The following is a 26,421-nucleotide window of genomic DNA, read 5'->3' as shown; positions in this document are numbered from 1 at the left end:
CGGGTGCGTGACCATACGCATTCGTCCTCTTTCCGCCGAACCAAATCTTTGTTAGAGGCTATCAGACCGGACCCGGTGAATGCGCTGCACAAGCCGCCGAAATCCCATCCTAGAGCGGCGGCCCGTCCCAACGGTCGCAGGCGATCACTTCCTGGATCGGCCGCCGCCGCGCGGGCCGGAAGGTGCGCCCGGCCCGCAGCCGGCCCACCGGCAGCAGACAGCCCTGGACGTAGGTCGGCGGAATGCCGAGCAGCTGTGCGACTTGATCTTCGTGATGCAGATGCAGCGTGGTGATGCACGTCCCGTATCCCCGGGTGTGCAGGGCCAGCTGAAAGTTCCACACCGGCGGGAAGATCGAGCCGTACAGCGTGGCCAGGTGGAAGGATTCGTCGCCGTCGATGCGCGGCAAGTAAGGCTCGTAGCAAGGGATTACCAGCATGGGCACCCTGGCCAGGTTCTCGACCAGCCACTCGGTCGACGACATGATGCGGCTCTCGGGTGTTCCGGCGGGCATCAGGCCGGCGAGCAACCGTCCGCCGACCCGCCGCAGATAGGCGTCGCGATACAGCTCGGCGATCCGGGCGCGCAGCGCCGGATCGCTGACCACCAGCCAGCGCCACGACTGCGCGTTCGACCCGTTCGCGGCCTGCAGGCCGATGCGCAGGCACTCGCGGATGTCGCCGGGTTCGACCGGGGCGTCCAGGTCCAGCGACTTGCGCGCCGACGGCGTGGCGGTGAGCAGGTACTCGACATTCATCACGGACTGCCTCTCTTGGCAAGGCGCGCACCGACTTCGGTGAGGTAGCGGTCGGGTCCGCCGAGAAACGCGCTGTAGCCCAGCAACCGCTTGAGATAGAGGTGGGCGTCGTGCTCCCAGGTGTAGCCGATGCCGCCGAAGACCTGGATAGCGGTGTCGGCCACGCCGGCCAGTCGCCCGGCGAACGCCTTCGCCCGCAGCGCGGCCAGATGCCGCTCATCGCCGTCGGGCGCGTCGCTAACCCACAGGGCGTGGATCACCCCGCTGCGGGCCAACTCGACGGTCTCGTACATGTCCACGCACAGATGCTGGACGGCCTGGAACGACCCGATCGGCTGACCGAATTGCGTTCGGGTCTTGGCATATTCGACGGCGAGGTCCATGACGGCGCGGGCGGCGCCGAGCGCGTCGGCGCACGCGGCGATCAGCACGTCGTCGACCACCGCCGCCACGTCGTCCGCCGACGCCGTCGCCAGCCGCCGCGCGGGGGCCGCGTCGAAGGTGACCCGCGACTGTTTGTGGGTCGGGTCGATGTGGTGTTCGGGCCTGACCGCAACCCCGGCCGATCCGGTGTTCACCCCGAAAAGCGCTGTGTCCCCGGCATCTTCGGCCAGAGCCAGCAGGACGTCGGCGGCCGCGGCATCGGGCACGGCGCGGGCCTGCCCGTGCAGCACCGTGGTCTCGCCCTCTCGGGTGGCGGCCATGGGCGGGGTGTCCAGGAAGCAGACGGCGACGTGGGTGGTCCCGTCGGCGATGCCGCGCAGCAGCCCGGCGGCGGTGTCGCCGCCGGCGCACAGCCGGATCAGTGCCCGCGGGGCGGCCACCGCCGTCGACAACCACGGACCCGGATACAGCGCGGCGCCAAGCTCTTCGGCCACGATCCCGGCCTCGACCATCGTCATGCCCGCCCCGCCGTGTTGTTCGGGCACCAGCAGCCCGGTGCAGCCCAGGTCGGCCAGGCCGCGCCATACCGCCGGCTCGATCCCGGTCGGGTCGTCGAGCAGCCGGCGCACGTGGTGTGCGATCGGGGCCTTCTCGGCGAGGAAGCGCCGCGTGGTGTCGCGCAGCGCCACCTGTTCGTCGGTGAGTTCGAGGTTCATTTGCGCGGCAACCCCAACACCCGTTGGGCGGTGATGTTCTTGTTGATCTGCGTGGTGCCGCCCGCGATGGTCAGCGAGCGCGACGTCAGCCGGTAGTTCGCCCACGCCCGCCCGTCGTCGCGGGAGCCCAGCACGTCGAAGGCCAGCGCGGCCAGGTCCTGCCCGATCTCGCCCCACACCGTTTTGGCCAGGCTGGCCGACCCCAGCGCCACCAGTTCCGACCCGCCGTGCAGGGTGGCCGAAATCGACCGCTGGCACAGCACTTCCAGATATTTGATCCGCACCGCGAGTTCGCCGAGGCGCCGCAGCGTGACCGGGTCGTCCAGCGCGCCGGTGCCGGCGGCGGCCAGATCGTCCACCAGCTCTTCCAGCCGCACCTGCATCTCCGCGTACAACCGGGCGGCCCCGGCCCGCTCGTGGCTCAGCGTGGTGGTGGCCACCTGCCAGCCCGCATTGAGCGGGCCGAGCAACGCGTCCGCCGGCACCCGCACGTCGTGAAAGAAGACCTCGGCGAAATCGGCGTCGCCGCCCAGCGTGACCAGCGGACGGGCCTCGATGCCGGGCAGCGTCATGTCGACGATCAGGCACGAGATCCCCTTGTGGTTGGGCGCATCCGGATCGGTGCGCACATAAAGCTGGCACCAGTCGGCGCGGTGGCCCAGCGAGGTCCAGATCTTCTGCCCGGTGACCACGAAGTCGTCACCGTCGCGCACCGCACGGGTGCGCAGCGCCGCGAGGTCGGACCCGGCATCGGGTTCCGACATGCCCTGGCACCAGATGTCGTCGGCGCGCATCATGCGCGGCAGCAGCCGCTGCTTCTGCGCCTCGGTGCCGTACTGCATGATTGCCGGCGCGATGTTGTTCAAGCCAATGACGTTGAGCGGCAAGGGAGCTCGCGCCCGGGTGGTCTCCTCGGTGTAGACCAGCTGCTCGAGCACCGTCGCGCCGCGGCCACCGTATTCGCGCGGCCAGGACACCGCGGCCCATCCCGCGTCGGCCATCGTCTGGTTCCACGCCCGCAGCATCTCGAACGCGGCGTCGTCACGGCCGCCGGCGCGGCGTGCTTTCACCAGCTCGTCGGTCAGGTTGTCCGACAGCCAGTCACGCAGCTCGGTGCGGAACCGTTCCACTTCCGCGGGATAGCAGAAATCCATTTTGCCGGACACTACGTCGGGGCGGATTCGAGGTCAATGACGCGACGCCGCGAGCGGCCGTCGGTGACACGGCGCCACCCGACGGTGAACTCAATCATCATGTGCTCCCGACTCATTGACTGCCGTGCAGCCGGACTCTACGGTTGGAACAGATATTTGGTCAACAAGTCGGAGGTTGAGCATGGGGGATGACGCCTGTGCCGACCAATGGCAAGCCCTGGGCATGCTCGCCTCCGCGCTCGCGGGCCGGGCCGTCGCGGTCGCCGGGCTGCCACCGGGGGAGCCGGCGTGGACCGACGGCCAGACGATCTACGTCGACGCCGGCGCGCCCGGGGCGCTCAAATCCCTAGCGGTGCAGGCGTCGATGATCGCCGCCGGCAGCCTGCGCCCCGACGTCGTGGGCCGGTTGCTGCGGCACCGCAAGCTGGCCCAGCGCTACCTGACCGTCGAAGGCCACCGCGCCCTGGTCGCCAACGCGCCGGTGCTGCCCCGCGTGTTGGCGTCCCTGGGCGACCGTGGCGTCGCCGGCCGCAGCGATTCCCCGCGGGCGTCGCTGGCGCTGGCCGCCGCACAGGTGGCGCTGCCCGACCCGGAGCCGGAATTCGGGGTGATCCGGGCGGGGAAGGTGCTTGCCGCATGCGGGCGGGCCGCCCGGCCGGACCAGCCAGACGACAAGGCGGCACCCGCGCACGTCCCGCGGCGCGACGGGGCCGCCGACCTCGCGGAGCTCGACGACGCGGCGGTCGACGACTCGGACGACCCGGACCTGTTCACCAGCCCGGTCGGCGGGGGCGGCGCCCTCGGCAAGTGGCTGAAGAAGCTGCTGTCGTCGGCGCGCAAGACCGGCAGCGGCGGCGGGCCGCCGGGCGCGGACAGCCCCACGCATCGCACCGATTCCGGAAAGCGCGGTGCCTACGCCGTCGCCTCGCTCGCGTCGGCCCCCGCCGACGAGGGGAACGACGAGGATCCCGCCGACGGGGTGCGGTATCCGGAATGGGACGTGGCGCGCGGGAGTTACCGGCCCGCCTGGTGCACCGTGCGCGAGGTCGAGCCGGCCGTCACGGCGCGGGCCACGCTGGCCGTCGACGACGCCATCGCGGTGCGCCGCCCGCTCGCGCGACTGGGCATGGGTCTGCACCGGCGGCACCGGCAGCCGCAGGGCGACGACATCGACATCGACGCCGCGGTGGAGGCCCGGGTCGAGGTACGGGCCGGGTCGGTGCCCGACGAGGCGGTGTACCTGGACAGCCTGCGGCGCCGCCGCGACCTGTCGGTGCTGCTGCTCCTCGACGTGTCGGGGTCGGCGGCCGAGCCGGGCACCGTCGGGCGCACCGTGCATGAGCAGCAGCGCGCGGCGGTCGCCGATCTCGCTGTGGCGCTTCATGATTTGGGGGATCGGGTCGCGCTGTACGCCTACTACTCGCAGGGCCGGCGCGCGGTGAGCATGGTGCCGGTGAAGCGGTTCGACGACCAGCTCAACGCCCAGGTGATCAGGCGGCTCAACAGCCTCGAGCCCGGCGCGTACTCCCGGCTGGGCGCGGCCATCCGGCACGGCTCCGCGATCTTGGAGGCGCGCGGCGGCACGTCGCGACGGCTGTTGGTGGTGCTGTCCGACGGGCTGGCCTACGACCACGGATACGAGCGGGCCTACGGTGCCGCGGATGCGCGCCGGGCGCTGACCGAGGCGCGCCGGCGGGGGACCGGCTGCGTGTGCCTGACCGTCGGCGCGGGGACCGACGTGCAGTCCCTGCGCCGGGTATTCGGCACTACCGCGCACGCGACGATCGCGCGCCCCGATCAGCTGGCCGGGGTGATCGGTCCGCTGTTCCGCTCGGCCCTGCGCGCGGCGGAGGTCCGCCGCCGCACCACCGCGAACGCGCGTGCCGGTACCGCGACATCCCGCCGGCCGCACACATCGGCGCACGTGGGCGCCGGCTAACAGAAGGGAAGCCATGGTCGACCAGTCCGGACTTGCATACGTCCATGCCGCCGAGGCGCGCCCGTACTACCGGGCGGTCGGCAGCGAGGAGGCCGTCTTCAAGGCCGCGTATCGGCAGGGCCTGGCGCTCGTCCTCAAGGGCCCGACGGGCTGCGGGAAGACCCGGTTCGTCGAAGCGATGGCCTACGACCTGGGCCGGCCGCTGATCACCGTCGCCTGCCACGACGACCTGACCACCGCCGACCTGGTCGGCCGCTACCTGCTGCGCGGCGACGAGACCGTGTGGGTGGACGGCCCGCTGACCCGGGCGGTGCGGGAGGGGGCGATCTGCTACCTCGACGAGGTGGTGGAGGCCCGCCAGGACACCACCGTGGTGCTGCACCCGCTGGCCGACCACCGCCGGCAGCTGCCCATCGAGCGACTCGGCATCACGCTGGACGCCGCGCCCGGCTTCGGGCTGGTGGTGTCCTACAACCCCGGCTATCAGAGCGTGCTGAAGGATCTCAAGGATTCGACGCGCCAGCGCATGGTCGCCATCGAATTCGATTTCCCCGCAGCCGATGTCGAGGAGGGGATCGTCGCGCACGAGGCGGGCGTGGACGCCGCCACCGCGGCCGAGCTGGTCCGCTTCGGGCAGGCCATCCGCCGGCTGGAAACCGCCGGGTTGCGCGAGGTCGCGTCGACGCGGGTGCTGATCGCGGCGGGCAGGCTGATCGCCGAGGGCCTGAGCCTGCCCGAGGCGGCCCGGGCCGCCATCGCCGGGCCGTTGACCGACGACGCGGCGGTGGGCAAGGCCCTGGGCGAGATGATCGGCATCTACTTCGGGTCGGGCGGTTCGCTCGGGTCCGATGATTGACGCTGCATACCGACCCCGCTAGGGTCTGAACAAATATTAGGTTTACAGACCGGCGCGCGCGAATTTGTCCTCGGGAGGTCAGATGTCCTACGAAAGCAGCGCTGAGCCGATCAAGGTCGGCTATCTGATGGACTTCGCCCTGCCGCCGGGGTTCCCCGAGGAGATGAAGGCCGACTTCACCCGCTGTTTCGACCTCGTCTTCGCCGAGGCCGCCGAGCAGGGCGTGCTGGACCGAGCGGTCCAGATGATCTACCGCGAGGTGGAGGGCCTGCCCAAAGGATCGGTCAAAGCGGTCATCGACGCCTTCGGCGAACTCGTCGACGAGGGCTGCCTGGTGGTGTTCGGGCCGCACATCACCGACAACTGCGTGCCCACCCGCGAGGCGATCGAAGAGCGGTTCAAGGTGCCGGCGCTCAGCGTCACCGGCACCGACGACTGGCTGGGTGAATGGACCTTCTCATTCCCGCAGGGGTCGATGACCGACGAGCCGATCTTCATCGCGGATCTCGTTGCCAAGCGCGGACTTTCCGAGATCGGAGTGCTCGTCGAGCAGAACCTGATCGGCGAAAGCTACCTGAAGAACCTGCGCAGCGCCTGCCGGCGCAAGGGCATTCGCATCGTCGCCGAGGCGGCCATCGCGCAAACCGCGCAGGACATCAACGGGGCCGTGCGCACGCTGCACGACGCCAAGTCCGAGGCGATCGTGCATCTGGGTTTCGGGTTCGGCATCGTGTTCATCAATCCGGCATTGCAGGCGGTCGATTGGGATCCGCCGCGCTTCACCACCACCGCCTTCCAGAACGCCTGGGTCAACCCGATCATGTGGAACGCCTTCATGGGCTGGGTCGGCGTCGACCAATACGACGAGGACAACCGGATCGGGCAGGACTTCCTCGACCGCTACGCCGCAAAGTACGGGGGCCGGCGGCCGGAATATTGCGTGCCGGTGGTCAACTGCGACGTCGCCGCCACCCTGGTGCGGGCCTTCGCCGATGCGCATCCGCTCAGCCCGCGCGGGGTCAAGGAGGCGCTGGAGCGGGTGAAGATGATGCCGGCGGCCTCCGGTGCGCCCGGCACCCGGGTGTCGTTCGGCAAGTGGACGCGACGCGCCTGGATGGGCGCCGGGTATCTGGTGGCCAGAACCCTCGACGCGGACGGCGTCAACTCGCATCTGGTCGATCGTTTCGGAGAGGAAGGTTGACCTGATGTCGACCGAACACACCACTTCGCCTGCGGCACAACGGGAATCGGCCGCCCCGCGGCGAACCGGCACACGCGGCTGGGGCGGCTGGGTGGCCGGCGCCGGCTTGGCGGCGTTCGCACTCTTCTTCATCGCGAACTGCCGCGTCGCGCTGGATCCGCGGGTGGCCAACCCGAACGTGCAGGGCCGTCCGCGCCCGGTGAAGTTCATCTTCGGCCTGGATTATATGACGTTCATCCAGATCTCCACCGTGGTCATGCTGATCGTGTTGGTGGTGGTCTTCGTCAGGGGATGGCGCCGCAACCCGGGCAGCCCGGCGATGCTGATGTTCCTGTGCACCACCCTGATCGTGTGGCAGGACCCGATCATGAACTGGGCGCCGTTCGCGGTGTACAACCCCGACCTGATCCACTGGCCGGAATCCTGGCCGCTGGTGTCGTTGTCGCCGACGGTGGAGCCGTTCGTCGTATTCGGTTACGTGACTTTCTATTTCGGACCGTACTTCCCGGCGGTGTGGATTCTGCGCAGGCTTCAGGCCAAGTACGGCCCGCAGTCGTTCTTGGCGCGGCACCCGCTGGTCAGCCTGGGCGTGCTGACCTGCGCGATCGGTTTCGTCTTCGACGCCTGGCTGGAGATCCAGCTGGTCCACATGGGCACGTACATCTATTCACAGGTCATCCCCTGGGGTTCGGTGTTCACCGGCACCACCTTCCAGTTCCCGCTGATCTGGGAGTCGTTCTCGGTGACCTTCGTGATGGTCCCGGCCGCGATCCTGTGCTATCGCGACGACACCGGCAAATCGGTGGCCGAAAAGCTGGCCGCCAAAGCCAAACTCTTCCCGGCGCGGCCGGTGCTCGGCACCTTCCTGGTGATGTTCGTCATCATCAACGTGTCCTACTTCGCCTACGGGGCGTGGTTCGCCGTCATCAAGGCCACCAAGGCGGCGACCTCCGTCGCCTGCCCCTGGCCGTATCCGGAAGCCAAAGTCTATGACCCACAGGGTTTTTACGAGAAGGCCGGCGCGCAGGGCCCATACTCGGTCGGCATCTGGTCGACCTGGATGAGCGGGCAACCCCACGGCCGCCCCGACGTGCAGCCGCCACCACCCGGTGCGGGCGCCTGCGCGACCACCGCGGTCGGGCATGGCTGAGCCGCGCAGCGTCGTCATCACCGGCGCATCCCGCGGACTGGGGTTCGCCTCCGCGCTGCGGATGTATCGCGAAGGGTGGCGGGTGGTCGCCGCCATGCGAACACCGGATCAGGGAATGCCCCTGTTGCGCCGGGCCATTCGCGACGGCACCGGGCAGGACCCCGACGACGATCGGTTGATCGGCGTACAGCTCGATCTGACCGACAGCGCGTCGGTCGCCGCGGCCGCCAAGGCCATCGAGGAAGCCGTGGGCGCACCGTATGCGATAGTGCACAACGCCGGAATCTCGGCCGCCGGAATGGTGGAGGAGACCGATACGGCGTTGTGGCAGCGGATGTTCGCCACCAGCGTGCTGGGCCCGGTTGCGCTCACCCAGGCCCTGTTGCCGTCCATGCGGGCCGCCGGGCGGGGGCGGATCGTCCTGGTGTCCAGCGCGGCCGGGGTTCGCGGCCAGCCCGGCACCGCCCCGTACTCGGCGGCCAAGGGCGCGCTGGAACGGTGGGGCGAATCGCTGGCGGGCGAGATCGCGCCGTTCGGTTTGGGGGTGACGGTGTTGGTGGCCGGCACCTATGACACCGAGATCATCACCGACGCCGGCACCACCGACGACCGCAACTTCAGCGGCCCCTATGCCCGCCTGCACACCACCATGAACACCCGCGGGCGCTTGGCGGTCAGTTTCGCCCGGCCGCCCGAGCGGTTCACCGACGGCCTGTGCAAGGCGCTGGACGACCGGGCGCCGTTCCGCCGCCGCGGGGTCGGCCCCGACGCGTCGATGTTGTTGGCCGCCAACAGGATCCTGCCAGCGTCGGGCATGCACCACCTGTCGCGGTTGGTGCTGGGCATACCGCGGCAGGGATCGATGCGGGACGGGGCGTGGCCGCTGACGCACGGCCAGCGGGCCATGGTGTTGGTGGCGCGGGTGCTTCCGCAGCCGGTGTTGCAGCGCCTGGCCACGCTGGCCGGGCGGTTCTCGTCACCGAAAAGCGCGGCACGTCAAGGGGATCAAGAGGGGTAATCATGGAGCAACTTTTCGACGACCTGGAAGACTTCGGCGCCTTCGACGACGCGGTCTCCGGGGACGTGCGCGACCCGTACACCGAATTGGCCCGGCTGCGCCGCGAGGAGCCGATTCAGCGATTGGACACCTCGGGCATGCCGCACGAGGAATCCAAGCCGGTGTTCATCGTCTACCGCCACGAGGACGCCCAGCAGATGCTGCGCGACAACGAGACGTTCTCCTCGGCCGCCGTCATCGCGGCGTTCGGGCCGGTGCTGGGCGAGCGCGTGATGCTGGGTATGGACGAGCCGGTGCACGGACGGCTGCGGTCGCTGGTGTCAAAGGCCTTCTCGCAGAAGGCATTGGCGCGCTGGGAGGACGAGCTGGTCGGGCGGGTGGGCAACAGCCTGATCGACAGGTTCGCCGGCAACGGCAAGGCCGATCTGGTCAAGGAGTTCACCTTCGACTATCCCAGCCGGATCATCGCGGGCCTGCTGGGCCTGCCCGAGCAGGACTACCCGCAGTTTCAGCGGTGGTCCATCTCGTTGCTGAGCTGGATCCTGAATCCGCAACGCGGGCTTGCCGCCTCGGCCGCGCTGTGCGACTACTTCGCGCCGATCCTGGCGGCGCGGCGCGCAGAGCCCAAGGACGATCTGATCAGCGGGCTGGCCCAGGCCGAGATCGACGGCGAGAAGCTGGAAGACGAGGAGATCTACTCCTTCCTGCGGCTGCTGCTGCCGGCCGGGGTGGAGACGACGTACCGGGCGCTGGGCAGCCTGCTGCTTGCGCTGCTGTCCGATCCGGAGCAGTTGGATGCCATCCGCGCGGACCGCTCGCTGCTGCCGCAGGCCATCGAGGAGGGCGTGCGCTGGGAGCCCCCGCTGCTGACCATCACCCGGGTGGCCACCCGCGACACCGAACTCGGCGGGGTGCCGATCCCGGCCGGCTCCACGGTGATGCCGATGCTGGGCGCCGCCAACCGGCAGGAGGACCGCTACACCGACCCGGACAGGTTCGACATCTTCCGCGCGCCCAAAAGTCATCTGGGCTGGGGGCACGGCGTGCACGTCTGCCTGGGCATGCATCTGGCCCGCCTGGAGATGCGCACCGCCGTCAACCTGCTGCTGGACCGGCTGCCGAACCTTCGGCTGGACCCCGACGCCGACGATCCCCACATCCGGGGCCAGGTGTTCCGGTCGCCGACGTCGGTCCCGGTGCTGTTCGACCCGCAATAACCAGCCCGGCGGCGGCCGCAGCTTGCCAATCGGCTAGTTTCCGGTAAGGCTCTCCGTAGCCCCTCCGCGACCCAGAAGAGAGTGACAGATATGACTGAGGCTGTAAAGGTCCGCTTCGAGCCGAAGATGATGATCGACGGCAAGCTCGTCGACGGGCAGGCCGGCACCTTCACCAACATCAACCCCGCCACCGAGGAGCCGCTCGGCGAGGTCGCCGACGCCTCGAAGGAGGACATGCACCGGGCCATCGACGCCGCCCGGCGGGCCTTCGACGAGACGGACTGGTCGACCAACCGGGAGCTGCGGAAGCGCTGCCTGCTGCAGCTGCACGAGGCGATCGAGTCGGAGAAGGAGGAGCTGCGCGAGGAGCTCATCCTCGAGGTGGGTTCGCCGCGGGCCATCACGTTCGGGCCCCAGCTGGACGCCCCGCTGGAAGACGGGCTCAAATATCCCGCGCGATTGATCGACGAGTACGCCTGGGAGACCGACCTGGGCGACAAGGTGATCAGCCTGACCGGCACGCTGACCACCCGCAAGGTCTGGCGCGAGCCGGTAGGCGTGGTCGGCGCCATCGTGCCGTGGAACTTCCCGTTCGAGGTCACCCTCAACAAGCTCGGCCAGGCGCTGGGCACCGGCAACACCGTGGTGCTCAAGCCGGCGCCGAACACCCCGTTCAACGCGACAAGGCTCGGCCGGTTGATCGCCGAGAAGACCGACATCCCGGCGGGCGTCGTCAACGTCGTCACCGCGTCGGATCACTTTGTGGGAGAAGAGCTCACGCTCTCGCCCAAGGTCGATCTGATCTCGTTCACCGGGTCGACGGTGGTCGGGCAGCGGATCATGGAAAAGGGCGCGGCGACCATGAAGCGGCTGTTCCTGGAGCTGGGCGGCAAGTCGGCCACCATCGTCCTGGAGGACGCCGACTTCGGGATGGCGTGCGCGATCGGCATCGCGCCGTGTATGCACGCCGGGCAGGGCTGCGCCAACCCCACCCGGATGCTGCTGCCGCGGTCCCGCTACGACGAGGGGGTGGCGATCCTCAAGGGCATCTACGAGAACGTCACCTGCGGCGACCCGCAGGACCCGGGAACGCTGTGCGGCCCGGTCATTTCGCAGGTGCAGCGCGACCGCGTGATGGGCTACATCCGCAAGGGGGTCGAAGAGGGCGCCACCGCGCTGGTCGGCGGACCCGACGCGCCCACCGGTTTCGACAAGGGATACTACGTGCGGCCAACGCTTTTCACCGACGTCGACAACTCGATGACGATCGCCCAGGAGGAGATCTTCGGACCGGTGTTGTGCGTCATCCCGTTCGACGACGAGGAGGACGCCATCCGGATCGCCAACGACAGCAGGTACGGCCTGGCCGGCAACGTGATGTCGGGTTCGCTGGAGCGCTCGCTTTCGGTGGCGCGCCGGATTCGGGCCGGCTTCATGGGCGTCAACGGCGGCGCGCCCTACGGCGCCGACACCCCGTTCGGTGGCTACAAGTACAGCGGGGTCGGGCGCCAGAACGGTGTGGCCGGATTCGACCAGTACACCGAGATCAAGTCGGTCGCCTATCCGGCCGGCTAGTAGTCCGATGCCTGGTGCCACGTAAAGGGCTGCCACGCAACGCCTTCGACGATGCGCGCCGGGCTTGGGGCTGACGGCCGTTGGCGGCCGGGCCGCGCCTGCTCAACGGGCCGGGCCTGGGCGTGCTGCGCGGGCGCATGTCCGGTCGCCGCCGGTGACGCCGTCGCCGTCCGACGTGACCTAATTTTTGTTCGACGGCGACACGTCGGCCCGCCGCCGCGCGTCGGGCGGTTCCGCCGATCGGGTGAGTGGTCCATGCGTCCCCGGCCGAATGCGCCAGCACATGCGCTGGCGGATTCGCGCGGGGTGTCATGGTCACCCGCTGGTACGCATGTGGCCGATGTGGCCATGCCGCCGGCCCCGAGCCACCCCGCCCTCCGACCTGCCAACCCCTTGGTTGACAATCGAGGCAAGACTCACTCTTCTCGAAGTCCACGTGTCAAAGGAGACAAGACCATGGCTGAAGCCGTCATCGTCGAGGCAGTGCGCTCACCGATCGGCAAGCGCAACGGCGGGTTGTCGGGGGTGCATCCGGCCGAGCTTTCCGCGCAGGTGCTCAACGGCCTGGTCGACAAGGCCGGCGTCGACCCGGGCATCGTCGACGACGTCATCTGGGGCTGCGTCATGCAGGCCGGCGAACAGGCCCTCGACATCGGCCGCAACGCGCTGCTGACCGCCGGCTGGCCCGAGACCGTGCCGGGCGTGACCGTCGACCGGCAGTGCGGGTCGAGCCAGCAGTCCATCCACTTCGCGGCGGCGGGCGTGATCGCCGGGCACTACGACGTCGTCGTCGCCGGCGGCGTCGAGTCGATGTCGCGCACCCCGATGGGCGCGTCGCTGGCCAACGGCGGGCGGCCCTACCCCCAGGCCTTCCTGGACCGCTACCAGGGCCAGATCCCGAACCAGGGCATCGGTGCGGAGATGATCGCCGAGAAGTGGGGCTTCGACCGCACCGCGCTCGACGAATTCTCCCTGGCGTCGCACGAAAAGGCCGCGGCCGCACAGGATTCCGGCGCATTCGACGACCAGATCGTGGGCATCAAGGACCAGGACGGCAATGTCGTCTTGAAGGACGAGGGCATCCGGCGCGGCACCCCGATGGAGAAGATGGCCTCGCTGAAGCCGGCGTTCAAGGAGGACGGCGTGATTCACGCCGGCAACTCCTCGCAGATCTCCGACGGTTCGGCGGCCATCCTCTTCATGTCCGCGGAGAAGGCAAAGGAGTTGGGGCTCAAGCCAATCGCGAAGGTGCACACCGCGACGCTGGCCGGGGCCGACCCGGTGATCATGCTGACCGCGCCCATCCCGGCGACGCAGAAGGTGCTCAAGAAGTCCGGCCTGTCCATCGACGACATCGGCGTCTACGAGGTCAACGAGGCCTTCGCTCCGGTCCCGATGGCGTGGCTCAAGGACATCGGCGCCGACGAGAAGAAGCTCAACCCCAACGGCGGGGCGATCGCGTTGGGCCACCCGCTCGGCGGCTCGGGCGCCCGGATCATGACCACGCTGCTGTATCACATGCGGGACAAGGGAATTCGCTACGGCCTGCAGACCATGTGCGAGGGCGGCGGGCAGGCCAACGCCACCATCGTGGAACTGTTGTGACCGACGCGCCGGGGGCCCTGGCCGAACGCCGGGGCAACGTGATGGTGATAACCATCAACCGGCCGGAAGCCCGCAACGCGGTCAACGCCGCGGTCAGCATCGGCGTCGGGGATGCGCTCGAAGAGGCGCAACACGACCCCGAGGTGCGGGCGGTGGTGCTCACCGGCGCGGGCGACAAGTCGTTCTGCGCCGGGGCCGACCTCAAGGCCATCGCGCGGCGGGAGAACCTGTATCACCCCGACCATCCCGAATGGGGCTTCGCCGGCTACGTGCGTCACTTCATCGACAAGCCCACCATCGCGGCGGTCAACGGCACCGCCCTGGGCGGGGGCACCGAGCTGGCGCTGGCCAGCGACCTGGTGGTGGCCGACGAGCGGGCCCAGTTCGGGCTGCCGGAGGTCAAGCGCGGCCTGATCGCCGCCGCCGGTGGGGTGTTCCGGATCGTCGAGCAGCTGCCCCGCAAGGTGGCGATGCGGCTGCTGCTGACCGGCGAGCCGCTGTCCGCGGCCGCCGCCCGCGACTGGGGCCTGATCAACGAGGTGGTCGAGGCCGGCTCGGTGCTGGACGCCGCGCTGGCGCTGGCCTCGGCGATCACCGTGAACGCCCCGCTGTCGGTGCAGGCCAGCAAGCGGATCGCCTACGGCGTCGACGACGGCATGGTGGTCGGCGACGAACCCGGCTGGGACCGCACCATGCGCGAGATGCGGGCCCTGCTCAAGTCGGAGGACGCCAAGGAGGGCCCGCGGGCGTTCGCCGAGAAGCGGGAGCCGGTCTGGCAGGCGCGCTGAACCCACGCCCTAGCGGGCCAGGATGTTCACCCCGGCGCGGAACGCGCCGGGCAACAGCGCGCCGGCCGGCACGATGGCGCGCCGCACCGCCCGCGGCGTGCTGGCCAGCACCAGCGCGCGGGTGAGTAGCCGATAGTCGTGGGTGATCCGGTGCCACGCGGCTTCATATGACGCCGGCCTCTCGTCGACGATGGCCCGGACCGCCGCGGCGGCCTGCTTGACCGCCAGGCTGATGCCCTCGCCGGTCAGCGCATCCTCATAGCCGGCCGCGTCGCCGACCAGCAGGACGCGCCCGGCGACGCGGCGGGAAACCACCTGCCGCAACGGGCCGCAGCCACGCGGCCGGCCACGATCGGCGGCGCGCAGTCGCGCGGCCAGCCCCGGGAACCAGCCCAGGTCGGGACGTCCGCGCGAGAGTATCGCCACGCCGACCAGGTCCGGTTCGACCGGCGTCACATACGCCTCACCCCAGCGCGACCAGTGCACCTCGACGAATTCCGACCACGCCGGCACCCGGTAGTGCCAGCGCACGCCGTAGCGCCGCGGCGTCCCCGCCGTCGCCGCGATGCCGACGGCGCGCCGCACGGTCGAGTGCAGCCCGTCGGCCGCCACCAACCACCTCGCGCGCACACCGGCGGCCGACACGCCGTGCGCATCCTGCGCGACGCTGCTCACCCGCGCCCGGATCCATTCGGTGTCTTGCTCTTTGGCGCGCGCGGCCAGTGCGGCGTGCAACGTGGTGCGACGCACTCCGCGGCCGGGCCCGTCACGAAACCGGGCCTGGGCCCGCCGGTGCTCGCTCAGGTAGGCGATGCCCTGGAACGGCATGCCGGCCGGGTCCACACCCAGCGCGGTCAGCGCGGCCAGCCCGCCCGGCATCAGGCCCTCGCCGCACGCCTTGTCGATGGGCGCCTCGCGCGGCTCGGCCACGATCACCGAAAGCCCAAGGCGGCGAGCGTGTAACGCCGTGGCCAACCCGCCCGGACCGCCGCCGACGACCAACAGGTCCGCGTCGTAGGCCATCAGCGCCGCTCCTCCTCGCATCGCTTCGCATCGTCGCCGGCGCGGTCGTTCACGTGTAACCCAAGGCCGAATTCTCCACCCGCAGACGCACTCTCAGCAGCGCGGCGTTGGCCAGCGTGAACACCGCCGCGGTGAGCCACGCCGTGTGTACCAACGGCAACGCCAACCCTTCGGCCACCACTGCAACATAGTTCGGATGGTGCAGCCAACGGTAGGGGCCGTCGCGCACCAGCGGGGCCTGCGGCAGCACGATGACCCTGGTGTTCCACCGTCGGCCCAGGGTGGTGATGCACCACCAGCGCAGCCCCTGGCTGGCCGCCACCACCGCCAGCATCGGCCAGCCCAGCCAGCCGAGGAACGGCCGGTGCAGCGCCCACGGTTCCACCAGGCAGCCGGCCAGCAGCGCGGTGTGGATGAACACCATTACCGGGTAGTGGGAGCGGCCAAACTCCTTGCCGCCCTGGGTAAACGACCAGCGCGCGTTCCGGGTGGACACCAGCAGCTCGGCGACCCGCTCCAGCCCGACCGTCAGCACCAGCAGGTAATACATGGCTACAGTCTTTACCAGTCCTAGAAGGCCAGCAGCACCAGCTCGGAGCAGAACGCCGGGCCCATCGCGATCATCAGGCCGATCGAGCCGGGGGCCGGCGGATCGGCCAGGTTGGCCGCGAGCACGTCCAGCACTGATACCGAGGAAAGATTCCCGTTCTCGCGCAACGAGTTTCGTGTGTGGTCGAGTGCGTCGGCGGGCAGGTCCAAGACGCTCTCGACGGCCTCGATCACCCGGGGCCCGCCCGGGTGGCACACCCACGTCGTCACGTCGCGAGGCGCCAACCCGTGGTCGGCGAGGAAGTCACGGACGTCCTCGCCCAGGTACTTCTCGGCGATGTTGGCGACGTCGGCGGACAACACGATCCGGAACCCGTCGCCGCCGATCTTCCAGCCCATGACTTCCTCGGTGTCGGGATAGATCCGGCTGCGGGTCGCCAGGATGCGCGGGCCGGTGTGTTCGGCGCCGGCCCGACGGGCGCCCTCGGTGATCACCGCGGCCGCACCGTCGCCGAAAAGGCTGGTGGCGACCAGGTTGGCGATCGAGGTGTCGTGCCGCTGGATGGTCAGCGAGCACAGTTCGACCGCCAGCAGCGCGGCCGTCTGGTCGGGGAACGCGCGCAGGTAGTCGTGCATGCGCGCCACTCCGGCCGCACCGGCCACGCAGCCCAGGCCGAACAGCGGGACGCGCTTGACATCCGGCCGCAGCCCCACCCGCGTGGCCAGCCGCGCCTCCAACGTCGGTACGGCCAGCCCGGTGACCGTCGTCGAGAAGACGATGTCGACCTCCGACGGCTTGACCTTGGCCCGGTCCAGCGCCGCCACCAGCGCCTGCTCGCCGAGGTCGAGCGCGACCTCGAGGTAGGCGTCGTTGGCCTCGCTGAAGCCGCTCAACTCGCGGTAGCGCGGCAGCCGCAACGCGGTGTTGCGGAACTCGACTCCGCTGCTGCGCGCGAAACGCCGAAACTCCGGGCCGGCAATGTCGGTCAGCGCCCGGATGGCTTCGCTCTGCGTGTAGCGGTTGGGCGGAAACTTGACCGCAACACCGGTGATCGACGGACTTTCCCCCACGATGTCCCCTGAAACTGTGCTCGTGCCGACGAAATCGCGGCTCCCCCTTTGATCCATGTACCGGTGACGACGGGGCCGCGCCGATGGTTCAAACGCGCCTCGCCTCGCCGCGCCCGTAACGCCACGGCGGGAATTCGACCCGAAAATCGCCCTGACGTTACGGACGCGGTGGGAACCCCGCCTCCGTACGCGGTGGGAACCCCGCCTCCGTACGCGGTGGGAACTCCGCCCACGTACGCGGTGGGAACTCCGGCCCGCCGCCGGGCTGGGCTAGGGTCGGGGGTTATGCGGGTTCTGGTCACCGGCGCCACCGGCTACGTGGGATCGCGGCTGGTCACGGCGCTGCTGGCGGGTGGGCACGACGTCTTGGCCGCGACCCGAAACCCGTTGCGGCTCAACCGTTTCGGCTGGTTCGACGAGATCACCCCGGTGCCTCTCGACGCGGCCGATCCGGCGTCGCTGCGGTCGGCGTTCGCAGGATGCGGCCCGGTCGAGGTGGTGTATTACCTGGTGCACGCCATCGGCCAGCCCGGTTTCCGCGACGCCGACAAGGCCGCGGCCGCCAACCTCGCCGCCGCGGCCAAGGACGCCGGGGTGCGGCGCATCGTCTACCTGGGCGGCTTCGTGCCCGCCGGGGAGGTGCTGTCCGAGCATCTGACCAGCCGGGCCGAGGTGGCCGAGGCGCTCGCGGTGCCGGACGGCCCGGAGCTGGTGTGGCTGGGCGCGGCGATGATCATCGGCGCCGGCTCGACGTCGTTCGAGATGATGCGGTATGTGGGAGATCGCTTCCCGCTCATGCCGATACCGAGCTGGATGGACAACCCCATCGACCCCATCTCCATCCGCGACGTGCTGCACTACCTGCTCGCCGCCGCCGACCGTGACCTGGTGCCCGCCGGCGCCTACGACATCTCCGGCCCCGACACCACGTCCTACCGGCGGCTGCTCAAGACCTACGCGCGGCTGTCCGGCCGGTGGCATACCGGGCTGCCGGTGGGTCGGGTGGACACCGGGCTGGCGTCACTGGTCACCGGCGTCGCGCTGCCGGTGCCGCCGGGGCTGGCCGGCGACCTGGTCGAGTCGCTGGACCACCCGATGGTGGCCTCCGGCAGCGATCTGCGGCAGCGGGTCCCCGACCCGCCCGGCGGGCTGCTCGGCGTTGACGACGCCATCGCCCGGGCGCTGGACGACCGGTCGTACCGGCGGCCCCGGCCGGTCAACGCGCTGGCCGATCCGCACCACCTCGCCGACACCGATCCCGGGTGGGCGGGCGGCGACGCGCGGCGCATCCGCCAGCTCGCCGGGCGGGTCACCCCCGCCATCGCACGGCCGACCCTGGGGCTGGTGAACAAGGTCCCCGGTCCGGTGGCCGGAGCGGTTCGCACCGGCCTCGACATCCTGATCGCTCTGACCCCGAAGGTGCGTCCCGCATGAGCCAGTCAACGAGCCCGTACCACACCAGCGTCTTCGCCGAGCTGCGCCGCGCCATCACCAATGTTGCTGTGCCCCACAATGAACCGCCGGCCATCGTCCGGCGCCGACGCGTCGTCGTGGCGATCACCCTGGTGCTCGGGGCCGCGGTGCTGGGCTACTCGTTGCGCCGCCATCCGGGTGAGTCCAGCTTCTACTGGCTGACACTGGGCCTGGCGGCGGTGTGGACCGTCGGGGCGCTGAGCTCCGGCCCGCTGCACCTGGGCGGCATCTGCTGGCGGGGCCGCAACCAACGCCCCGTCATCACCGGGACGACCGTCGGGCTGTTGCTGGGCGGCGCGTTCGTGGTGGGCGGGCTGATCGCCCGGGAAATCCCGGCCGTGTCCGCGTTGATCACCCGGGTGCTGCTGTTCGCCCACCACGGATGGTTACCGCTGGTGGTGGCGATCACGGTGATCAACGGCATCGCCGAGGAACTGTTCTTCCGCGGCGCGCTGTACACCGCGCTGGGCCGGTATCACCCGGTGCTGATCTCGACCCTGCTGTACACGGCGGCGACCATGGCCGCCGGCAACCCGATGCTCGGATTCGCCGCGGTCATCCTCGGTACGGTGTGCGCGCTGGAACGCCGGGCCAGCGGCGGCGTGCTGGCGCCGGTTCTGACGCACTGCGGGTGGGGCCTGATCATGGTGCTGGCCCTGCCGCCCGTTTTCGGGCTCTGACCAATCCGTTGCGCCGTTGCGGCGCAACGGGATTCAGCGATCGGTGAAGTTGGGGGTGCGCCGCTGCTGGAAGGCGGTGGCGCCCTCGACGAAGTCGGGGGACTTCAGCAGCACCGACTGTCCGTCGAATTCACGCTGCAGGGCCGGGTCCAGTTCGGTGAGCGTGGCCGCGTTGATCGCCAGCTTGGTCTTGGCGAACGCGACGGCCGGGCCGCTGAGCAACCGTGCGATCACCTTGTCCACCTCGGCCTCGAACTCGTCGGCCGGGTAGACCGCGGTGACCAGCCCCCAGGACAACGCCTCGGCGGCCGGCAGCCGTTCGGGCAGCAGCGCCATCTGCATGGCCCGGATCCGGCCCACCGCGGCGGCCACCAGCGCCGACGCGCCGCCGTCGGGCATCAACCCGATCTTGGTGAAGGCAAGCATGAAAAACGCGTTCTCCGAAGCCAATACGACGTCGCAGGCCAACGCGATGGAGACGCCGACGCCGGCCGCCGGGCCCTGCACGACCGCGACCACCGGGTGGGGCAGCGCGGCGATCGCCCGCACCAGCCGGTTGATCTCGAGGATGATCTCGTCCGGCGGGACGCCGCCGCCGTCGGAGACGTCGTCGGCGCTGATGCCCGCCCCGGAGCTGAAACCGCGGCCCGCCCCGCCGATCCGCACCACCTTGACCTCGGGGTCGGTGGCGGCGTACTCCATCGCGTCGGCGATCCCGGTGATCACCGGAACGGTCAGGGAATTCAGGCTGTCGGGCCGGTTGATGGTCACCGAGAACACGCCGTCGGACAGCGTGACGTCGAGGCCTGCGACGGGGGCGAGGGTGGCGATCGCGGATGAAGGCATGGCTCACCATAAGTGACCGGGGTGCGCGGGCTTTCGGCACGGCTGCGAAGATGTCGATCGACCGGTTGTTAGAGGCGAACGGTCGACGGCGTCAGAGCGGACGAAAGGTCGATGGATCATGGCTGGACCGTTGCAGGGACTGCGTGTTGTCGAGTTGTCCGGCATCGGGCCGGGCCCGCACGCCGCGATGATCCTGGGGGACCTGGGCGCCGACGTGGTGCGCATCGACCGGCCATCCGGCGCCCCCGGCGGTGTCGTCAAGGACGCCATGAGCCGCAATCGCCGCATCGTCACCGCCGACCTGAAATCCGACCAGGGGCGCGAGCTCGTGCTCAAACTCGTCGCCAAGGCCGACGTGCTGATCGAGGGCTACCGCCCGGGCGTCACCGAGCGACTCGGCCTGGGCCCGCAGGACTGCGCCAAGGTCAACGACCGGCTGATCTATGCCCGGATGACCGGCTGGGGTCAGACCGGCCCGCGCAGCCAGCAGGCCGGCCACGACATCAACTACATCTCGCTGAACGGCATCCTGCACGCCATCGGCCGGGCGAACGAACGCCCCGTCCCGCCGCTGAACCTGGTCGGCGATTTCGGCGGCGGCTCGATGTTCCTGCTGCTCGGCATCCTGTCCGCACTGTGGGAGCGGCAGAGCTCCGGCAAGGGCCAGGTCGTCGACGCCGCCATGGTGGACGGCTCCAGCGTGCTGGTCCAGATGATGTGGCAGATGCGGGCCTCGGGGATGTGGACCGACGCGCGCGGCACCAACCTGCTCGACGGCGGCGCGCCCTACTACGACACCTACGAGTGCGCCGACGGGCGCTACGTCGCGGTCGGCGCCATCGAGCCGCAGTTCTACGCGGCGATGCTGGCCGGGCTGGGCCTGGACGGTGCCGACCTGCCCGGGCAGAACGACGTCAGCCGCTGGCCCGAGCTGCGCGCCGCGCTGACCGAGAAGTTCGCCAGCCGCGACCGGGACCACTGGGCCAAGGTGTTCGCCGACTCGGACGCCTGCGTGACGCCGGTGCTGGCCTTCGGCGAGGTGCAGACCGAGCCGCACATCACCGAGCGCAACACCTTCTACGAGGTGGACGGGGGACTGCAGCCGCTGCCGGCGCCGCGGTTCTCCCGCACCGCCCCGGAGACGCCGCGCCCCGCGGCGCCGGTGACCGACGCGACGGCCATACTCGACGAGTGGGTATAGTCCCGACCAACCAGTTGGCTGGCTAGGGGCTCGGGATTCGAAGGGAATGCAGGAAGGACTCGCATGGAGATCAAGGACGCCGTCGCCGTCGTCACCGGGGGTGCCTCCGGTCTGGGTCTGGCCACCACCAAACGCCTGCTCGACCGCGGCGCGCAGGTGGTGGTCATCGACCTGCGCGGCGAAGACGCGGTTCGCGAGCTGGGGGACCGGGCGCGGTTCGTGCAGGCCGACGTCACCGACGAGGCCGCCGTCGGTAAGGCGCTGGACACCGCGGAGTCGATGGGACCGCTGCGCATCAACGTCAACTGCGCCGGCATCGGCAACGCCATCAAGACGCTGTCCAAGGACGGCCCGTTCCCGCTGGACGCGTTCAAGAAGGTGGTCGGGGTGAACCTGATCGGCACCTTCAACGTGCTGCGGCTGGCCGCCGAGCGGATCGCCAAGACCGAGCCGATCGGGCCCGGAACAAGCCCGGAGCGCGGCGTCATCATCAACACCGCCTCGGTCGCGGCGTTCGAGGGCCAGATCGGCCAGGCCGCCTACTCGGCGTCCAAGGGCGGCGTGGTGGGCATGACGCTGCCCATCGCCCGCGACCTGGCCCGCGAGCTCATCCGGGTGGTGACCATCGCGCCGGGGCTGTTCAAGACCCCGCTGCTGGGCTCGCTGCCCGAGGAGGCGCAGGCCTCGCTGGGCAAGCAGGTGCCGCACCCGGCTCGGCTGGGCGATCCCGACGAGTACGGCGCCCTGGCCGTGCACATCGTCGAGAACCCGATGCTCAACGGCGAGGTCATCCGCTTGGACGGCGCCATTCGCATGGCGCCCCGCTGAGCCACACCGCTACGCAAACGAATGGGCCCCCGCATCCGCGGGGGCCCATTCGGGAGAACAATGGTTACTTGCGGAACCATCGACTGACAGCGGGTTCGGCCATTAACAGCCGTGCGAGCATGCTCATGGTCGGGCTCAGCTCGCTGCTTGCAGTTCGTCGAACTGCTCCGAGGTCTCGCCTTCCACCAGCACGTCGCCGTGGTAGAGGGCCTCGAAGTCAACCTTGATGACGTCGGCACTTGTGTCGTCGATCCACATGACACTGAGCGTATGGGCCACCATTAAGGAATCCTTGAGTCACGATTCGGAAAACGTTGGCAATTTACTTCCGGGTAGGTTCGCCGCCGTCAGCGCCGCAAAATACGCCGTGAGCTGCTTAATTGCCGCATATTTTTCTGAGCGGACTCTTACTGTCGAACAGGTTTGAAAGCCGCCGTTGAACGGTGACACCGCCCGGTTGCGTCTCTAAAGAGAACACTGTTGGACGCGTGAAAATTAGCGTTTGTTAGGTTGTCGCGGACAATCCAGCGGCCAGCGCAATGGGGCGCACCGGCAGCGGAAGGGCTCACAATGCTGCAGAAAATCGCCCGAGTCGCCATCGCGGCCCCGCGTCGGATCATCGCGCTGGGCGTGCTGGTCTTCCTGGCCGCCGCCGTCTTCGGCATCCCGGTCGCCAAGAGCCTGTCACCCGGCGGGTTCCAGGACCCCGACTCCGAGTCGGCCCGGGCCATCGGGGTGCTGACCGACAAGTTCGGCCAGAGCGGCCAGCAGATGCTGATCCTGGTCACCGCCCCCGGCGGCAGCAACAGCGACCCGGCCCGCAGGGTGGGCACCGAGCTGGTCGAGCAGTTGCAGCGCTCCCCGCTGGTGTACAACGTGTCCTCGCCCTGGACCGCGCCGCCGCAGGCCTCGGCGGACCTGGTGAGCCGCGACGGCAAGTCCGGGCTCATCGTCGTCAACCTCAAGGGCGGCGAGAACTTCGTGCAGAACAACGCCCAAACCCTGGCCGACCAATTCGTCCACGACCGCGACGGCGTCACCGTCCGCGCCGGCGGCGCGGCCATGCAGTACGCCCAGATCAACACCCAGAACCAGGCCGACCTGCTGGTGATGGAGATGATCGCGCTGCCGCTGAGCTTCCTGGTGCTGATCTGGGTATTCGGCGGGCTGCTGGCCGCGGCACTGCCGATGGCGCTGGGTGCGCTGGCCGTCGTCGGTTCCATGTCGGTGCTGCGCCTGATCACCTTCACCACCGAGGTGTCGATCTTCGCGCTCAACCTCAGCACCGCCCTGGGCCTGGCGCTGGCCATCGACTACACCCTGCTGATCGTCAGCCGCTACCGCGACGAGCTGGCCGAGGGGCACGACCGGGACCAGGCGCTGATCCGGACCATGGCCACCTCGGGCCGCACCGTGCTGTTCTCAGCGGTCACCGTGGCGTTGTCGATGTCGGCGACGGTGGCCTTCCCGATGTACTTCCTCAAGTCGTTCGCCTATGCCGGCGTGGCCACCGTCGCGTTCGTGGCGACCGCCTCGATCGTGATCACCCCGGCCGCGATCGTGCTGCTCGGCGACCGGCTGGACGCGCTGGACGTGCGCCGGCTGCTGCGGCGGGCGTTGCGGCGTGCCCAACCGGTGCGCAAACCCGTCGAGCAGCTGTTCTGGTACCGGTCCAGCAAGTTCGTGATGCGCCGCTGGGCGCCCGTCGGCCTGATCGTCGTCGGGCTGTTGCTGCTGCTCGGGCTGCCGTTCTTCTCGGTCAAGTGGGGGTTCCCGGACGACCGGGTGCTGCCCCGGTCGGCATCGGCGCATCAGGTCGGCGACCGGCTGCGCAGCGGCTTCGCCCACGACTCGGCGACCTCGGTGCCCGTCGTCATCCCCGACGCCGCCGGCCTGAGCCCGGCCGACCTGGACGACTACGCCGCCGCGCTGTCCCGGGTGCCCGACGTGTCGGCGGTGTCGGCCCCGGGCGGCACCTTCACCGGCGGCACCCGGGTGGGCCCACCGGCCGGGGCCACCGGGCTGGGCGACAGCAGCGCGTTTTTGACCGTGAGCAGCACCGCGCCGCTGTTCTCCACGGCGAACGACGTCCAGCTCAAGCGGTTGCACGAGGTACCCGGACCGGCCGGCCGGTCGGTCGAGATGGGCGGGGTCGCACAGGTCAACCGGGACAGCGTCGACGCGGTGACGGACCGGCTGCCGCTGGTGCTGGGATTGATGGCGGCGATCACCTTCGTGTTGCTGTTCCTGCTCACCGGCAGCGTGCTGCTGCCGGCCAAGGCGCTCGCGTGCAATTTCCTGTCGTTGACCGCGGCGTTCGGCGCGCTGGTGTGGATCTTCCAGGACGGCCACCTCGGCGCGCTGGGAACCACGCCGAGCGGGACGCTGGTGGCCAACATGCCGGTGCTGCTGTTCTGCATCGCGTTCGGGTTGTCGATGGACTACGAGGTGTTCCTGCTGTCCCGGATCCGCGAGTACTGGCTGGCCTCCGGCGCCGCCCGGCCGGCCCGGCCGACCCCGAAGCGGGCGCACGCCGCCAACGACGAGAGCGTGGCGCTGGGCGTCGCCCGCACCGGCCGGGTCATCACCGCGGCCGCGCTGGTGATGTCGATGTCGTTCGCCGCGCTGATCGCCGCCCACGTCTCGTTCATGCGGATGTTCGGCCTGGGCCTGACGCTTGCCGTGTTCGCCGACGCCACCCTGGTGCGGATGGTGGTGGTGCCGGCGTTCATGCATGTGATGGGCCGGTGGAACTGGTGGGCGCCCAAGCCGCTGGCGTGGCTGCACGACCGGTTCGGCATCAGCGAGGCGGCCGACGAAGAACCCCGCCTCCGAGCCTGCCCTCGGACCCGTCGGATCCGTCGGATTGCCCGGCGGCGCGGTCGCCGAACCGGTGCCCAACATCGGTTGACGGCCGTTCGGCCAACCGCCCGTCGAGTGTGGCGGTCGGACCCTATTCTGAGGCTCATTCGAGGCGGAAGGTGCACACAGGCATGACAACGGTGGTCGTCGACAACCCGTTCTTCGCGCGCATCTGGCCGGTCGTCGCCACGCACGAGACGGCGGCGGTGCGGGCCCTTCGCCGGGAGAACGTGGCCGGCCTGACCGGCCGGGTGCTGGAGGTCGGCGCGGGCATCGGGACCAACTTTCCGCTCTACCCGGAGACGGTCGACGAGGTGATCGCGGTGGAGCCCGAGCCGCGGCTGGCCGACCGGGCCCGCGCCGCGGCGCAGGTGGTGCCGGTTCGGGTCGTGGTGACCGGCGAGACGGCCGAAGCGGTCGGCGGCGACGAGCCGTTCGACGCGGTGGTGTGCTCGCTGGTGTTGTGTTCGGTGCGCGACCCTCAGAACGTGTTGCGGCGCCTGTATTCGTTGCTGCGCCCGGGCGGGCAGCTGCGCTACCTCGAGCACATCGCCAGTGCCGGCGCGCGGGGTCGCTTTCAGCGTTTCGTCGATGCGACGTTGTGGCCGCGGCTGTTCGGTAACTGCCACACCCATCGCGACACCGAACGCTCGATCGTCGAGGCGGGGTTCGACGTCGACGCGTCGCGGCGGGAGTGGACGTTGCCGGCCTGGTCGCCGATGCCGGTGTCGGAGCTGTTGCTGGGCCGCGCGCACCGGCCCGCCTAGTCCGCGCTCAGTTGAGCAGCGCCGGCAACCGCTGCAGCAGCCCGGGCAAGGCCTGGCTGGCCGTCTCCCGGATGCTGAGCGTGGCGCTGGCCGACAGCGGCGTGACCTCGGGATTGACCTCGACGACGGCGGCGCCGCGGGACAACGCCAGCTCGGCCAGCCCGGCCGCCGGATACACGATCGCCGAGGTGCCCACCACCACCACCACCACGTCGGCGGACTCGGTCGCCTCGACGGCACGCCGCCACGGCTCGTCGGGCAGCTGTTCGCCGAACCACACGATGTCGGGCCTGATCAGGCCGCCGCATCCGCACACCGGGGGTTGCACCTCCAGCGCCGGTTCGGCCATCGCCGGCAGCTCGCCGGTGTAGGGCTTTGCGCAACGGGCGCAACGGAATTCGAACAGGCTGCCGTGCAGGTGGTGCACGGGCCGGCTACCGGCCCGCTCGTGCAGGTCGTCGACGTTCTGGGTGATGACGCTGGCCTCGGCGTGGTCTTGCCAGGCGGCGATCGCGCGATGACCCGCGTTCGGCGCGACGTCGGCCACCAGGTAGTGACGCCACAGATACCAGCCCCAGACGCGCTGCGGGTTGTCGCGCCACCCCTGGGTGCTGGACAGCTCGTAGGGGTCGAAGCGGGCCCACAGTCCGTTCTTGTCGTCGCGAAAGGTCGGCACCCCGCTCTCCGCGGAGATGCCCGCGCCGCTGAGCACCGCTATGCGCATCCCACCAAGATAGCCGCGGCTGAGCGATACTGAACGA

24 protein-coding genes are annotated in these 26,421 nt (G+C 69.9%); 15 read left to right on the top strand and 9 right to left on the bottom strand.

The features are described 5' to 3' along the window. Positions 1-109: 109 nt before the first annotated feature. The 3 genes from MAA44156_RS14955 to MAA44156_RS14945 are packed head-to-tail and all read right to left on the bottom strand — an operon-like array spanning position 110 to position 3,011. Positions 110-757 (bottom strand): nitroreductase family protein, encoded by a 648-nt coding sequence (locus MAA44156_RS14955; protein ID WP_009975423.1) that lies wholly within the window; start codon positions 755-757, stop codon positions 110-112. After that, positions 757-1,857 carry an acyl-CoA dehydrogenase family protein gene (locus MAA44156_RS14950; protein ID WP_009975442.1) on the bottom strand — a complete coding sequence of 367 codons (1,101 nt, stop codon included), beginning with the start codon at positions 1,855-1,857 and terminating at the stop codon, positions 757-759. Before MAA44156_RS14950 ends, MAA44156_RS14955 begins: the two co-directional genes overlap by 1 nt. Further along, positions 1,854-3,011: an acyl-CoA dehydrogenase family protein gene (locus MAA44156_RS14945; protein WP_033716372.1), complete on the bottom strand. Its 1,158-nt coding sequence runs from the start codon at positions 3,009-3,011 to the stop codon at positions 1,854-1,856. Before MAA44156_RS14945 ends, MAA44156_RS14950 begins: the two co-directional genes overlap by 4 nt. A 181-nt stretch (positions 3,012-3,192) precedes the next feature. On the opposite strand from MAA44156_RS14945, the gene MAA44156_RS14940 reads away from it, so the two are divergent. From MAA44156_RS14940 to MAA44156_RS14900, 9 genes are all read left to right on the top strand, one after another. Beyond that, positions 3,193-4,950, top strand: a complete 1,758-nt coding sequence (locus MAA44156_RS14940; RefSeq protein ID WP_009975446.1) for a nitric oxide reductase activation protein NorD — start codon at positions 3,193-3,195, stop codon at positions 4,948-4,950. A gap of 13 nt (positions 4,951-4,963) precedes the next feature. Then, positions 4,964-5,806, top strand: coding sequence for a CbbQ/NirQ/NorQ/GpvN family protein (locus tag MAA44156_RS14935; RefSeq protein WP_009975448.1), 843 nt, complete (start codon positions 4,964-4,966; stop codon positions 5,804-5,806). A gap of 82 nt (positions 5,807-5,888) precedes the next feature. Further along, complete coding sequence (locus tag MAA44156_RS14930; RefSeq protein ID WP_009975450.1) at positions 5,889-7,007, top strand: ABC transporter substrate-binding protein; 1,119 nt, start codon at positions 5,889-5,891, stop codon at positions 7,005-7,007. Between the two features lie 4 nt (positions 7,008-7,011). Beyond that, entirely contained in the window at positions 7,012-8,157 is a 1,146-nt protein-coding gene (locus MAA44156_RS14925; protein ID WP_009975451.1) for a spirocyclase AveC family protein, read from the top strand. Further along, a complete protein-coding gene (locus tag MAA44156_RS14920; protein WP_009975452.1) occupies positions 8,150-9,175 on the top strand; it encodes an SDR family oxidoreductase in 1,026 nt (341 codons plus the stop codon). Before MAA44156_RS14925 ends, MAA44156_RS14920 begins: the two co-directional genes overlap by 8 nt. Positions 9,176-9,177: 2 nt before the next feature. After that, a complete protein-coding gene (locus MAA44156_RS14915) occupies positions 9,178-10,392 on the top strand; it encodes a cytochrome P450 (protein WP_009975453.1) in 1,215 nt (404 codons plus the stop codon). 90 nt (positions 10,393-10,482) lie between these two features. Continuing rightward, complete coding sequence (locus MAA44156_RS14910; RefSeq protein ID WP_023861242.1) at positions 10,483-11,967, top strand: aldehyde dehydrogenase family protein; 1,485 nt, start codon at positions 10,483-10,485, stop codon at positions 11,965-11,967. A 456-nt stretch (positions 11,968-12,423) separates the two neighbouring features. Next, positions 12,424-13,572, top strand: coding sequence for a thiolase family protein (locus MAA44156_RS14905; RefSeq protein WP_121035684.1), 1,149 nt, complete (start codon positions 12,424-12,426; stop codon positions 13,570-13,572). Next, positions 13,569-14,360, top strand: a complete 792-nt coding sequence (locus MAA44156_RS14900; RefSeq protein WP_009975457.1) for a crotonase/enoyl-CoA hydratase family protein — start codon at positions 13,569-13,571, stop codon at positions 14,358-14,360. The genes MAA44156_RS14905 and MAA44156_RS14900 overlap by 4 nt, the downstream gene beginning before the upstream one ends. Before the next feature lie 9 nt (positions 14,361-14,369). Here MAA44156_RS14900 and MAA44156_RS14895 read toward each other — a convergent pair whose 3' ends face one another. The 3 genes from MAA44156_RS14895 to MAA44156_RS14885 are packed head-to-tail and all read right to left on the bottom strand — an operon-like array spanning position 14,370 to position 17,003. Then, positions 14,370-15,386, bottom strand: coding sequence for an NAD(P)/FAD-dependent oxidoreductase (locus tag MAA44156_RS14895; RefSeq protein ID WP_031354700.1), 1,017 nt, complete (start codon positions 15,384-15,386; stop codon positions 14,370-14,372). A 46-nt stretch (positions 15,387-15,432) separates the two neighbouring features. Beyond that, positions 15,433-15,933, bottom strand: a complete 501-nt coding sequence (locus MAA44156_RS14890) for an isoprenylcysteine carboxyl methyltransferase family protein (protein ID WP_009975458.1) — start codon at positions 15,931-15,933, stop codon at positions 15,433-15,435. A gap of 20 nt (positions 15,934-15,953) precedes the next feature. Continuing rightward, positions 15,954-17,003 (bottom strand): type III polyketide synthase, encoded by a 1,050-nt coding sequence (locus MAA44156_RS14885; RefSeq protein WP_009975459.1) that lies wholly within the window; start codon positions 17,001-17,003, stop codon positions 15,954-15,956. Between the two features lie 285 nt (positions 17,004-17,288). On the opposite strand from MAA44156_RS14885, the gene MAA44156_RS14880 reads away from it, so the two are divergent. Together MAA44156_RS14880 and MAA44156_RS14875 are read left to right on the top strand one after the other, a co-directional pair. Further along, positions 17,289-18,437: an NAD(P)H-binding protein gene (locus MAA44156_RS14880; protein WP_009975460.1), complete on the top strand. Its 1,149-nt coding sequence runs from the start codon at positions 17,289-17,291 to the stop codon at positions 18,435-18,437. Next, a complete protein-coding gene (locus MAA44156_RS14875) occupies positions 18,434-19,156 on the top strand; it encodes a CPBP family intramembrane glutamic endopeptidase (protein ID WP_009975461.1) in 723 nt (240 codons plus the stop codon). Before MAA44156_RS14880 ends, MAA44156_RS14875 begins: the two co-directional genes overlap by 4 nt. Positions 19,157-19,189: 33 nt before the next feature. On the opposite strand, the gene MAA44156_RS14870 is transcribed toward MAA44156_RS14875, so the two are convergent. Continuing rightward, the gene (locus tag MAA44156_RS14870) at positions 19,190-20,002 is read right to left on the bottom strand and encodes an enoyl-CoA hydratase (protein ID WP_009975462.1); all 813 of its coding nucleotides are present in this window, start codon (positions 20,000-20,002) and stop codon (positions 19,190-19,192) included. Between the two features lie 118 nt (positions 20,003-20,120). Between MAA44156_RS14870 and MAA44156_RS14865 the strand changes: the two genes are divergently transcribed. After that, positions 20,121-21,203, top strand: coding sequence for a CaiB/BaiF CoA transferase family protein (locus MAA44156_RS14865; RefSeq protein WP_009975464.1), 1,083 nt, complete (start codon positions 20,121-20,123; stop codon positions 21,201-21,203). 63 nt (positions 21,204-21,266) lie between these two features. Beyond that, a complete protein-coding gene (locus MAA44156_RS14860; protein ID WP_003878507.1) occupies positions 21,267-22,031 on the top strand; it encodes a 3-hydroxyacyl-CoA dehydrogenase in 765 nt (254 codons plus the stop codon). 135 nt (positions 22,032-22,166) lie between these two features. Here MAA44156_RS14860 and MAA44156_RS23680 read toward each other — a convergent pair whose 3' ends face one another. After that, a complete protein-coding gene (locus MAA44156_RS23680; protein ID WP_003878506.1) occupies positions 22,167-22,289 on the bottom strand; it encodes a hypothetical protein in 123 nt (40 codons plus the stop codon). Between the two features lie 312 nt (positions 22,290-22,601). Here MAA44156_RS23680 and MAA44156_RS14850 point away from each other — a divergent pair, with 312 nt between their 5' ends. Both MAA44156_RS14850 and MAA44156_RS14845 read left to right on the top strand, forming a co-directional pair. Further along, complete coding sequence (locus MAA44156_RS14850) at positions 22,602-25,028, top strand: MMPL family transporter (RefSeq protein ID WP_009975469.1); 2,427 nt, start codon at positions 22,602-22,604, stop codon at positions 25,026-25,028. Beyond that, positions 25,025-25,660 (top strand): class I SAM-dependent methyltransferase, encoded by a 636-nt coding sequence (locus MAA44156_RS14845; protein WP_009975471.1) that lies wholly within the window; start codon positions 25,025-25,027, stop codon positions 25,658-25,660. The genes MAA44156_RS14850 and MAA44156_RS14845 overlap by 4 nt, the downstream gene beginning before the upstream one ends. 7 nt (positions 25,661-25,667) lie before the next feature. Here MAA44156_RS14845 and MAA44156_RS14840 read toward each other — a convergent pair whose 3' ends face one another. Next, positions 25,668-26,384, bottom strand: a complete 717-nt coding sequence (locus MAA44156_RS14840) for an NAD-dependent deacylase (RefSeq protein ID WP_009975473.1) — start codon at positions 26,382-26,384, stop codon at positions 25,668-25,670. Positions 26,385-26,421: the final 37 nt, after the last annotated feature.

This window comes from Mycobacterium avium subsp. avium, from assembly GCF_009741445.1.
Classification (GTDB): Bacteria; Actinomycetota; Actinomycetes; order Mycobacteriales; family Mycobacteriaceae; genus Mycobacterium; species Mycobacterium avium.
Note: the sequence above shows the minus strand (reverse complement) of the source record. Positions and strands in the feature narration are given on the sequence as shown.